At 68.7% G+C, this 11,347-nt stretch carries 9 protein-coding genes; 8 read left to right on the top strand and 1 reads right to left on the bottom strand.

The features are described 5' to 3' along the window. Positions 1–2: 2 nt before the first annotated feature. A complete protein-coding gene (locus ABDW21_RS00855) occupies positions 3–1,652 on the top strand; it encodes an ABC-F family ATP-binding cassette domain-containing protein (protein ID WP_343709947.1) in 1,650 nt (549 codons plus the stop codon). Positions 1,653–1,738: 86 nt separating this feature from the next. Then, complete coding sequence (locus tag ABDW21_RS00850; RefSeq protein ID WP_343600672.1) at positions 1,739–1,930, top strand: helix-turn-helix domain-containing protein; 192 nt, start codon at positions 1,739–1,741, stop codon at positions 1,928–1,930. Positions 1,931–2,008: 78 nt separating this feature from the next. On the opposite strand, the gene ABDW21_RS00845 is transcribed toward ABDW21_RS00850, so the two are convergent. Next, positions 2,009–4,852, bottom strand: a complete 2,844-nt coding sequence (locus ABDW21_RS00845) for an aconitate hydratase (protein WP_343709946.1) — start codon at positions 4,850–4,852, stop codon at positions 2,009–2,011. Between the two features lie 238 nt (positions 4,853–5,090). On the opposite strand from ABDW21_RS00845, the gene ABDW21_RS00840 reads away from it, so the two are divergent. The 6 genes from ABDW21_RS00840 (at position 5,091) to ABDW21_RS00815 (ending at position 11,290) form a co-directional block, all read left to right on the top strand. After that, the gene (locus ABDW21_RS00840; RefSeq protein WP_343600686.1) at positions 5,091–5,624 is read left to right on the top strand and encodes a DUF6676 family protein; all 534 of its coding nucleotides are present in this window, start codon (positions 5,091–5,093) and stop codon (positions 5,622–5,624) included. 273 nt (positions 5,625–5,897) lie between these two features. Continuing rightward, positions 5,898–7,241: a C40 family peptidase gene (locus ABDW21_RS00835; protein ID WP_343709945.1), complete on the top strand. Its 1,344-nt coding sequence runs from the start codon at positions 5,898–5,900 to the stop codon at positions 7,239–7,241. A 15-nt stretch (positions 7,242–7,256) separates the two neighbouring features. Next, positions 7,257–7,964, top strand: a complete 708-nt coding sequence (gene ripB / locus ABDW21_RS00830) for an NlpC/P60 family peptidoglycan endopeptidase RipB (protein WP_343600669.1) — start codon at positions 7,257–7,259, stop codon at positions 7,962–7,964. A gap of 173 nt (positions 7,965–8,137) precedes the next feature. After that, positions 8,138–9,274 (top strand): MoxR family ATPase, encoded by a 1,137-nt coding sequence (locus ABDW21_RS00825; RefSeq protein WP_343600668.1) that lies wholly within the window; start codon positions 8,138–8,140, stop codon positions 9,272–9,274. 50 nt (positions 9,275–9,324) lie between these two features. Then, the gene (locus tag ABDW21_RS00820) at positions 9,325–10,236 is read left to right on the top strand and encodes a DUF58 domain-containing protein (protein WP_343600685.1); all 912 of its coding nucleotides are present in this window, start codon (positions 9,325–9,327) and stop codon (positions 10,234–10,236) included. A gap of 46 nt (positions 10,237–10,282) precedes the next feature. Further along, positions 10,283–11,290 (top strand): VWA domain-containing protein, encoded by a 1,008-nt coding sequence (locus tag ABDW21_RS00815; RefSeq protein ID WP_343600667.1) that lies wholly within the window; start codon positions 10,283–10,285, stop codon positions 11,288–11,290. Positions 11,291–11,347: the final 57 nt, after the last annotated feature.

The raw sequence follows: 11,347 nt of genomic DNA, 5'->3' as shown, positions 1-11,347 counted from the left end.
TGATCACCGCAACGGACCTGGAGGTCCGCGCCGGCGCACGCACGCTGATCGGCGCCAACGGGGGAGGCGCCAACGGGTCCTCGCTGCGGATACAGCCGGGCGACCGGATCGGGCTGGTCGGGCGCAACGGCGCCGGCAAGACCACCACGCTGCGCATCCTCGCCGGTGAGGCCGAGCCGTATGCCGGGTCGGTGGCCCGCAGCGGTGAGATCGGTTACCTGCCGCAGGATCCCCGGGAGGGCGATCTCGACGTGCCGGCCCGCGACCGGGTGCTCTCGGCGCGCGGTCTGGACACACTGCTCGCCGGGCTGGAAAAGCAGCAGGTGCTGATGGCCGAAGTCGCCGACGACGCCGCCCGCGACCGCGCGATACGCCGCTACGGGGAGCTCGAGGAACGGTTCGCGGCGCTGGGCGGCTACGGTGCCGAGGCCGAAGCCGGCCGGATCTGCACCAGTCTCGGGCTGCCGGAACGGGTCCTGAGCCAGCGGCTGCGCACGTTGTCGGGCGGTCAGCGGCGCCGGGTCGAGCTGGCGCGCATCCTGTTCGCCGCCGCCGAAGGTGGCGCCGGCGCGTCCGGTTCGGCCACCACGCTGCTGCTCGACGAGCCGACCAACCACCTCGACGCCGACTCGCTGGGCTGGCTGCGGGATTTCCTACGCGCGCACACTGGCGGGCTCGTCGTGATCAGCCACAACGTCGACCTGCTGGCCGACGTCGTCAACAAGGTGTGGTTCCTCGACGCGGTGCGCGGCGAGGTCGACGTCTACAACATGAGCTGGCAGCGCTACCTTGACGCCCGCGCGACCGACGAGCAGCGTCGCCGCCGCGAGCGCGCCAACGCCGAACGTAAGGCCGCCGCGTTGCGAGCCCAGGCGGCCAAGCTGGGCGCCAAAGCCACCAAAGCCGTTGCGGCGCAGAACATGGTGCGGCGGGCCGAGAAGATGATGGCCGCTCTCGACGAGGAGCGGGTCGCCGACAGGGTCGCGCGGATCAAGTTCCCGACGCCCGCCGCCTGCGGGCGCACCCCGCTGGTGGCCCGCGGTTTGACCAAGACGTACGGCTCGCTGGAGGTGTTCACCGGTGTCGACCTCGCGATCGACCGCGGTTCACGGGTCGTGGTGCTGGGACTCAACGGGGCCGGCAAGACGACGTTGCTGCGGCTGCTGGCCGGGGTCGAGGAACCCGATGCCGGGACGGTCGAACCCGGGCACGGCCTGAAAATCGGGTATTTCGCGCAGGAGCACGACACTCTCGACGACGCGGCGACGGTGTGGCAGAACATCCGCCACGCCGCACCCGACGCCGGCGAGCAGGATCTGCGCGGCCTGCTGGGAGCGTTCATGTTCAGCGGGCCGCAACTCGACCAGCCGGCCGGGACGCTGTCCGGCGGGGAGAAGACCCGGCTGGCGCTGGCCGGGCTGGTGGCGTCCGCGGCGAACGTCTTGCTGCTCGACGAGCCCACCAACAACCTCGATCCCGCGTCGCGCGAGCAGGTGCTGGACGCGCTGCGCTCCTACACCGGCGCGGTGGTGTTGGTGACGCACGATCCGGGCGCCGCCGCGGCTCTCGATCCACAACGGGTGGTCGTGCTGCCCGACGGCACCGAGGACTTCTGGTCCGACGAGTACCGGGATCTCATCGAATTGGCCTGAAACGATTTCGCCCAAAGCGATCCGGCGGCGCCGCCCGATTCCTACGCTGGGGGCTTCGGGGACCCAGCGGAACCGGAGAGGTGGCGATGAGGAAATCGACGAAGACCCGCGACCAGTTGCGGTTGGAGTTGCGCAGCGCCTATGAGGGCGGGGCCAGCATTCGGAATCTGGTCGCGTCCACCGGCAAGTCCTACGGGTCGATTCACAGCTTGCTGCGCGAGTCGGGCGCGACGATACGCGGCCGCGGTGGCCCCAACCACCGCACCCGAACCCGGTAGGTCCGCGCCGTCAATCACCCCGCGAGCGGGCGTGCTCGTCCACCGAGACGCCGCGGTCTGCTCCGCGGGCGATCGCCGCTAGTGTGATGCCAGCATGTTGCGCAGCACGAACTGCAAGATGCCGCCGTTGCGGTAGTAGTCGGCCTCGCCCGGCGTGTCGATGCGCACCTCCGCGTCGAACTCGATCGCCGCGCCGCCGTTCTTGCTGGCTTTGACGTGCACGGTGCTCGGCGTCGTGCCGTCGTTCAACGCGGTGATCCCGGTGATGTCGAACACCTCGGTGCCGTCGAGCCCCAGCGAGCCCGCCGACTGGCCCGCGGGGAACTGCAGCGGGATCACCCCCATGCCGATCAGGTTGGAGCGGTGGATGCGTTCGAACGACTCGGCGATCACCGCGCGCACTCCGAGCAGCACGGTGCCCTTGGCCGCCCAGTCCCGTGACGAGCCGGACCCGTACTCTTTGCCGCCCAGCACTAGCAGCGGAATGCCCTGGGCCGCATAGTTTTGCGCCGCGTCGTAGATGAACGCCTGTGGGGCTTCGCCATTCTGGGTGCTCTGGGTGAAGTCGCGGGTGTAGCCACCGGAGACGTCGTCGAGCAGCTGATTGCGGAGCCGGATGTTGGCGAACGTCCCGCGGATCATCACCTCGTGGTTGCCGCGCCGCGAGCCGTAGGAGTTGTAGTCCTTGCGCGCCACACCGTGAGCGTCGAGGTATTGCGCCGCCGGGGTGCCGGGTTTGATGGCGCCGGCGGGGGAGATGTGGTCGGTGGTCACCGAATCGCCGAGCAGCGCCAGCACTCGGGCCCCGGTGATGTCGCCGACCGGCTCCGGCTCGGCGGACATCCCGTCGAAGTAGGGAGGCTTGCGCACGTATGTCGAATCCGGATTCCACGCGAAGGTGTTGCCGCTGGGAGTCGGCAGGTTGCGCCAGCGCTCGTCGCCCTTGAACACGTCGGCGTAGTTGGTGGTGAACATCTCGGAGTTGATCGCCGAGGCGATGGTGTCGGAGACGTCCTGTTGCGACGGCCAGATGTCGCGCAGGAACACGTCGTTGCCATCCTTGTCGAGGCCCAGCGGCTCGGAGTCGAAATCGAAGTCCATCGTGCCGGCCAGCGCGTAGGCGACGACCAGCGGCGGCGACGCCAGGTAGTTCATCTTCACGTCCGGGTTGATGCGGCCCTCGAAGTTGCGGTTGCCGGACAACACCGCGGCGGCGGCAAGGTCGTTGTCGTTGATGGCCTTCGAGACGTCCTCGGGCAGCGGGCCGGAGTTGCCGATGCAGGTGGTGCACCCGTAGCCGACCAGGTAGAAGCCGAGCTTCTCCAAATATGGCCACAGGCCGGCCTTTTCGTAGTAGTCGTGCACGACCTGCGAGCCCGGCGCCATCGTCGTCTTCACCCACGGCTTGGTGGTCAGGCCCTTGTCGACGGCGTTGCGGGCCAACAGCGCCGCGCCCAGCATCACCTCGGGGTTGGAGGTGTTGGTGCACGACGTGATCGCGGCGATCACCACCGCGCCGTGGTCGAGCACGAAATCGCCGAGTTCCGCGGACTTCACCGGCACCGGGTTGCTGGGGCAGCCGTCGGCGTTGGCGGCGGCCGACACCAGGACGTGAGCGTTCTCGTCGGCGAAAGACAGCTGCCCCGGGTCGCTCGCGGGGAACGTCTCCTCGACGATCTCGTCGAGCTTGGAGTGGGGCACCTGCTGTGGATTTTCACCGGCGAAGTTGGGAATCTGTTTGCGGAACGTCGATTTGGCGTCCGAGAGCATGATCCGGTCCTGTGGGCGTTTCGGCCCCGCGATCGAGGGCACCACGTCGGACAGGTTCAGCTCCAGATACTCGGAGAACTTCGGCTCCTGGGCCGGGTCGTGCCACAAGCTCTGCTGTTTGGCGTAGGCCTCCACCAGCGCGAGCTGCTCCTCGTCGCGCCCGGTGAACCGCAGGTAGTCGATGGTCTCCTGGTCGATCGGGAAAATCGCTGCGGTGGAACCGAACTCGGGGCTCATGTTGCCCAGGGTGGCGCGGTTGGCCAGCGGCACCTGGGCCACGCCCGCGCCGTAGAACTCGACGAACTTGCCCACCACGCCGTGTTTGCGCAGCATCTCGGTGACGGTCAGCACGACGTCGGTGGCGGTGACGCCGGGCTGGATCTCCCCGCTCAGCTTGAAGCCGACCACCCGCGGGATGAGCATCGACACCGGCTGGCCGAGCATCGCCGCCTCGGCTTCGATACCGCCGACACCCCAACCGAGCACACCGAGTCCGTTGACCATTGTGGTGTGCGAGTCGGTGCCCACGCAGGTGTCGGGATAAGCGGTAATTTTCCCGCCCGAGTCGGCGCGTGTCATCACGACGTGGGCCAGGTATTCGATGTTGACCTGATGCACGATCCCGGTGCCGGGCGGCACGACCTTGAAATCCTGGAAGGCGCCCTGCCCCCAGCGCAGGAACTGATAACGCTCGCCGTTGCGGTGGTATTCGATCTCGACGTTGCGCTCGAACGCGTCGGCGCGGCCGAACAGGTCGGCGATCACCGAGTGGTCGATCACCAGGTCGGCCGGTGCCAGCGGATTGACCTTGCCCGGGTCGCCGCCGAGGTCGGCCACGGCTTCCCGCATGGTGGCCAGGTCGACGATGCACGGCACCCCGGTGAAGTCCTGCATGATGACGCGTGCCGGCGTGTACTGAATTTCGACGCTGGGCTCGGCTTGCGGGTCCCAGTGGGCGATGGCCGCGATGTGGTCAGCGGTGATGTTGCTGCCGTCTTCGTTGCGCAGCAGGTTCTCGGCGAGGACCTTGAGGCTGTAGGGGAGCTTCTCGGTGCCCGGTACCGCGTCCAGACGGTAGATCTGGTAGTCGTCTCCGCCGACCTTCAGGGTGCTGCGGGTATTGAACGAATTCGCTGAATTCTTGCTTGTCACATCAACTCCCAGGGCTGTAGGTCTGGTTGCCCACCGACGGGCAACCTGCCGGCGGCCGGGCGCCAACGGTAACAGTACGCTCGCACTGCATCAGCGGGCACAGCCACGGACACCAGTCTCGCCCGGTCGGGAGTGGGCTGTCAGCCGATCGCGCGAGTGCGTCGGCGCGCACCGGCGGCGGGCGGTACCGTTTCCGACCGTGACCATCCCGAATGCTCCGCTGTACATCCCCGGCGAGATCTGCAGCACCATCGGCGCCGATCCGGCTACGCCGCCCGACCAGTGCCTGGCGGTGGTTCGGCAGCAGGTCGACGCCGACGCCGTGAGCGCGCCGCCGGCTGTGATTCCCGGGCTGCTCAACGTCGTCGATCAAGCCCGCGACCACGGGATCGACCTCAAGGTCGTGGTGCTCGACCGCAACCCTCCCAACGACCCGCCGCTGCGGGACGTGGCCACCGTGGTGGGCTCCGATCACCCTGACGCCACGGTGCTGGTGCTCAGCCCGTCGTTCGTCGGGAGCTACAGCACCCACTTCCCGCGCTCCACGCTGGAGATCGGCGAGGACCACGCCAAGACCGGTGACCCGGTGGTCTCGGCGCAGAATTTCCTCCGCGAACTGGACACCCCCCAGTTTCCGTGGACGGCGATCACAATCGTGCTGCTGATCGGGGTGTTCGCCGCCGCCGTCGGCGCCCGGTTGCTGCAAACTCGGGCGGCAGGTTCAGCAACGTCGGGTAGTGCCGTCGACACCGCGGCGCGCGGCACCGAGTAAACAGCCCTGACCGGCTTTGGCGGGCTGACCGGCAGGTGATGGGCGGGGAGCGCCCGCAGCAGTTCTGACGGCCTCGCTGGCAAACCCACAAAGTCACCGTTCGGTCACAGTTGGTTCAAGCATAGACGTGCATTTTGTGACACAAGTTCCCAGAGCGCTAGATGTGACATACGGTGCAATTGGTGCATTTGTTGTACACGTTAATTCCCGTGACGACCGGGGCGGGTGCCGTCCGCGTTCAGCCATAGGACAGCCATAGGAGATGTGAGTCGAATGAGACGAAACTGCCGTGGCTCGTCGTCGCCCGCGGTGGCCCGGCCGCCCCGGCGCGTCGGCGCGCCCGCCCTGGCCGTGGCCGTGCTGCTGTCCACACCGGGGCTGCTGTGCACACCGGGGCTGGTGTCCGCCGACCCGGGGACGGACCCCGACTCGCTGGCCGCGTTGATCGTCGACCTCGCCAAGTCCAACCAGCGCTTGGAAGATCTCAGCGCGGCAATCCAAACCGAGCAGGAAGGCGTCAACAAGGCGCTGGTCGAGGTGGAGACCGCACGGGACAACGCCGCAGCCGCCCAGCACGACGTCGAGGTCGGCCAGCAGGCGGTCACGGCGGCCAGCGCCGCGATCGCCGCAGCCCAGCGACGGTTCGACGGGTTCGCCGCGGCGACCTACATGAACGGCCCGTCGGGCGTCTACCTGACCGCGGCGGGCCCCGACGACATCATCGCCACCGCGGCCGCCAGCCGAGTCCTGACCGCCAGCTCGCAGCGGGTCATGGACAACCTGTTGCGGGCGCGCACCGAGCAGGTGAACAGGGAGTCGGCCGCGCGGCTGGCCAAACAGAAGGCCGACAAGGCCGTCGCCGACGCGCAGTCCAGCCAGGATGACGCGGTGTCGGCATTGACCGAGGCCCAGCGGAAGTTCGCCGAACAGCAACAGGAGATCGACCGGCTGGGCTCCGAACGCGACGTGGTCCGGGCCAAGCTCGTCACGGCGCACAGATGGGACGGCGGATGGGATCCCACGCTGCCGGCGGTGCCCAGCGCCAACATCCCCGGCGACCCCGTCGCGGTCGTCAACCACCTACTGGGAATCTCGGCGACGTCGGCGCAGGTCACGGCCAACATGGGCCGCAGCTTCCTGCAGCAGCTCGGCCTCATCAAGGCGAACGCCCCTGATCCGGGCATCACCAACGGGCGGATCCCACGGGTATACGGGCAGCAGGCCTCCGAGTACGTCATCCGTCGCGGTCTGTCACAGAGGGGCGTGCCGTACTCCTGGGGCGGCGGGAACGCCGCCGGGCCGAGCCACGGGATCGGCTCGGGCTCGGGCACGGTGGGGTTCGACTGCTCGGGTCTGGTCTTGTACTCGTTCGCCGGAGTCGGCATCAAGCTGCCGCACTACTCGGGTTCGCAGTACAACCTGGGCCGCAAGATCCCGTCGTCGCAGATGCGCCGCGGCGACGTCATCTTCTACGGCCCGGGCGGCAGCCAGCACGTGACGCTCTACCTGGGCAACGGCCAGATGCTGGAGGCGCCCGATGTCGGTCAGACGGTGAAGGTGTCGCCGGTTCGCACCAGCGGCATGACGCCCTACGTGGTCCGTTACATCGAGTACTGACGCGGGAAAGGACCTATGCGCACCACAGGTTTTCGTCGACGGCTCGGCTGGCCGGCAGCGATGGTTACCGCGCTGCTGATCGGCCTGGCCACCCCTGCCGCGGCCGAGGACGGCCCGTGGGACCCGTCGTTGCCGGTCGGGCCCAGCGCGGGCGCCCCGGGAGACCCGGTCGCCGTCGCCACTGCGTCGTTGCACGCCACCATGCAGGCGACCCAGTCCACGCTCGATCTCGGCCGCAGGTTCCTCGGCGGGCTGGGCATCAATCTCGGCGGGAACGACACCCCGACCGTCGCGCCGACCCGGATTCCGCGCGTCTACGGCCGCCAGGCCGCCGAATACGTGATCCGTCGCGCCGGCTCACAGATGGGGGTGCCGTATTCCTGGGGCGGCGGCACGCCCAACGGCCCCAGCCGCGGCGTGGACTCCGGCGCCGACACCGTCGGATTCGACTGCTCGGGATTGATGCGATACGCCTTCGCCGGTGTCGGCGTGCTGATCCCGCGGTACTCCGGTGACCAGTACAACGCCGGCCGGCACATTCCGCGGTCGCAGGCCAAGCGCGGAGACCTTATCTTCTACGGCCCGGGCGGCAGCCAGCATGTCACGCTCTACCTGGGCAACGGCCAGATGCTGGAGGCGTCCAGCATCGCCGGTAAGGTGACCGTCAGCCCGGTCCGCACCCCCGGGATGACGCCGTATGTCACCCGGATCATCGAGTACTGATCCGCCCGGGACGCGACAGCGCCGGGCCGGGCGGGCACCGCTGCGTCGACGGAACCCAGGGCGCCTGGAATAGTTGGACGAGGGCACACCGCTGCCCCGCGGCGTTCGTCGTGCGAGCAGTCGTGTCCGAACCGAACAGTCGTGTCTGAACTGAGAAGGTGTGGAGGTTGTCGATGACATCACCAGGCGGGCCGCCCGCGGGCGCCAGCGGTTATTCCGGCCCGGGCGGGCCACCGGCGACGCCTGCGCACGCCGCGCCGGCCGGCGGCGGTAACGGCCTGGCCGCCGAGGTGCACACCCTCGAGCGCGCCATCTTCGAGGTCAAGCGGATCATCGTGGGCCAGGACCAGCTGGTGGAGCGGATGCTCGTGGGCCTGCTGTCCAAAGGACACGTCCTGCTCGAGGGTGTCCCCGGTGTCGCCAAGACGCTGGCGGTGGAGACGTTCGCGCGGGTGGTCGGCGGCACGTTCGCCCGCATCCAGTTCACGCCCGACCTGGTGCCCACCGATATCATCGGTACCCGCATCTACCGGCAGGGCAAGGAGGAGTTCGACACCGAGCTGGGTCCGGTGGTGGTCAACTTCCTGCTTGCCGACGAGATCAACCGCGCGCCGGCCAAGGTGCAGTCGGCGCTGCTGGAGGTCATGCAGGAACGTCACGTGTCCATCGGTGGCAAGACCTTCGACCTGCCCAACCCGTTCCTGGTGATGGCCACGCAGAACCCGATCGAGCACGAGGGCGTCTACCCGCTGCCCGAAGCGCAGCGCGACCGGTTCCTGTTCAAGATCAACGTCGGTTACCCGTCCCCGGAGGAGGAGCGCGAGATCATCTACCGGATGGGCGTCAAGCCGCCGGTGCCCAAGCAGATCCTCGAGACCGGCGATCTGTTGCGGTTGCAGGACGTTGCGGCCAACAGTTTCGTCCACCACGCGCTGCTGGACTACGTGGTGCGTGTCGTCTTCGCCACCCGGGAGCCCGAGCGGCTCGGGATGAACGACGTCAAGAGCTGGATCTCGTTCGGCGCGTCGCCGAGGGCGTCGCTGGGCATCATCGCCAGCGCCCGTTCGCTGGCGCTGGTGCGGGGCCGCGACTACGTGATACCGCAGGACGTCGTCGACGTCATTCCCGACGTGCTGCGCCACCGGTTGGTGCTGACCTATGACGCGCTCGCCGACGACGTCTCACCGGATGTCGTGATCAACCGGGTTCTCCAGACGGTCGCTCTGCCGCAGGTGAACGCCGTTCCGCAACAAGGCCACTCGGTACCGCCGGTGATGCCGGCCGCCGCGGCTGCGGCCACCGGTCGGTGACCGACGCACACTCCGCCGCGGCGAAACCCGCGGCGCCGCATCCGCCGTCGATGCAGCGCGGGCAGATCGACGACCCGAAGCTGGCCGCGGCGGTGCGCACGCTGGAGCTGACCGTCAAGCGCAAACTCGACGGCGTGCTACACGGCGACCACCTGGGCCTGATCCCGGGGCCGGGCTCCGAGCCGGGGGAGTCGCGGATGTATGTGCCCGGCGACGACGTCCGCCGGATGGACTGGGCGGTCACCGCGCGCACCACCCACCCGCACGTCCGGCAGATGATCGCCGACCGCGAACTAGAGACCTGGCTGGTGGTCGACATGTCGGCCAGTCTGGACTTCGGCACCGCCGTCTGCGAGAAGCGGGACCTGGCGGTGGCCGCAGCTGCGGCCATCACCTTCCTCAACAGCGGGGGCGGAAACCGGCTCGGGGCGCTGATCGCCAACGGCGCCCAGATCACCCGGGTGCCGGCCCGCTCCGGACGCCAGCACGAACACACCCTGCTGCGGACCATCGCCACCTCGCCCAAGGCGCCGGTGGGGGTGCGCGGCGACCTGGCGGTGGCCATCGACGCGTTGCGCCGGCCGGAACGCCGCCGCGGGATGGCCGTGATCATCAGCGACTTCCTGGGCCCGATCAACTGGATGCGCCCGCTGCGGGCGATCGCGGCGCGTCACGAGGTGCTGGGCATCGAGGTGCTCGACCCGCGCGACGTCGAGCTGCCCGACGTCGGCGACGTCATCCTGCAGGACACCGAATCCGGGGTCACCCGCGAGTTCACCATCGACGCGGCGCTGCGCGACGACTTCGGCAGGGCGGCGGCCGCCCACCGTGCGGAGGTGGCGCGCACTCTCCGCGGCTGTGGGGCGCCGCTGATGTCGCTGCGCACCGACCGGGACTGGATCGCCGACATCGTCCGTTTCGTCGAATCACGCCGCCGCGGTGCCCTGGCAGGACGCCAATGACAGGCACTTTTCCCGGCCCGTACACCGCGACGAAGACAGGTCTGTCGTGACGTTACCGCTGCTGGGGCCGATGACTCTCACCGGCTTCGAACACGCCTGGTTCTTTCTGTTCTTGTTCGTCGTGCTCGGTCTGGTCGCGCTCTACATCGTCGAGCAGATCGCCCGGCACCGGCGGGTCCTGCGGTTCGCCAACATGGAGCTGCTGGAAAGCGTCGCCCCCAAGCAGCCCACCCGCTGGCGTCACCTGTCGGCGATCCTGCTGATCGTCTCCCTGGTGCTGTTCACCATCGCGATGGCCGGGCCGACGCACGATGTGCGGATTCCCCGCAACCGGGCGGTGGTGATGCTGGTGATCGACGTCTCGCAGTCGATGCGTGCCACCGACGTCGAACCCAACCGGATGATGGCCGCCGAGGAGGCCGCCAAGGAGTTCGCCGACGAGCTGACCCCCGGCATCAACCTGGGTCTGATCGCCTATGCGGGGACGGCGACGGTGCTGGTGCAGCCGACGACCAACCGGGAGGCGACCAAGGCGGCGCTGGGCAAGCTGCAGTTCGCCGACCGGACTGCCACCGGGGAGGGCATTTTCACCGCGCTGCAGGCCATCGCCACCGTCGGTGCGGTGATCGGGGGCGGTGACACCCCGCCGCCGGCGCGGATCGTGTTGTTCTCCGACGGGAAGGAGACGGTGCCGACCAACCCGGACAACCCCAAGGGCGCGTTCACCGCGGCGCGCACCGCCAAAGACCAGGGGGTGCCGATCTCGACGATCTCGTTCGGCACCCCGTACGGCTTCGTCGAGATCAACGGGCAGCGCCAGCCGGTGCCGGTCGACGACACCACGATGAAGAAGGTCGCCGAACTGTCCGGCGGCAACAACTACAGTGCCTCGAACTTGAAAGAGCTCAAACAGGTGTACGCGACGCTGCAGCAGCAGATCGGCTACGAGACGATCAAGGGCGACGCCAGTGTGGGGTGGCTGCGACTGGGCTCGCTGGTGCTGGCGCTGGCGGCGTTGGCCGCGCTGCTGATCAACCGCCGTCTTCCGGGTTGAGGGTCACGCTCGCGCGCCGCACCCTGCGCGCCGGGCGTCACGCCAGCGTGGCGCCCG

It is taken from the genome of Mycobacterium sp., assembly GCF_039583805.1.
In the GTDB taxonomy this organism is placed as follows: Bacteria; Actinomycetota; Actinomycetes; order Mycobacteriales; family Mycobacteriaceae; genus Mycobacterium.
The sequence above is the reverse complement of the archived record's forward strand: the minus strand, read 5'-3'. Positions and strand labels throughout refer to the sequence as shown.

What these genes read in the sequence shown, in the direction of transcription:
- ABDW21_RS00825 (WP_343600668.1), top strand. Translation starts at nt 8,138, where the DNA reads ATGACATCACCAGGCGGGCCGCCCGCGGGCGCCAGCGGTTATTCCGGC.
- ABDW21_RS00820 (WP_343600685.1), top strand. Translation starts at nt 9,325, where the DNA reads ATGCAGCGCGGGCAGATCGACGACCCGAAGCTGGCCGCGGCGGTGCGC.
- ABDW21_RS00850 (WP_343600672.1), top strand. Translation starts at nt 1,739, where the DNA reads ATGAGGAAATCGACGAAGACCCGCGACCAGTTGCGGTTGGAGTTGCGC.
- ripB (WP_343600669.1), top strand. Translation starts at nt 7,257, where the DNA reads ATGCGCACCACAGGTTTTCGTCGACGGCTCGGCTGGCCGGCAGCGATG.
- ABDW21_RS00835 (WP_343709945.1), top strand. Translation starts at nt 5,898, where the DNA reads ATGAGACGAAACTGCCGTGGCTCGTCGTCGCCCGCGGTGGCCCGGCCG.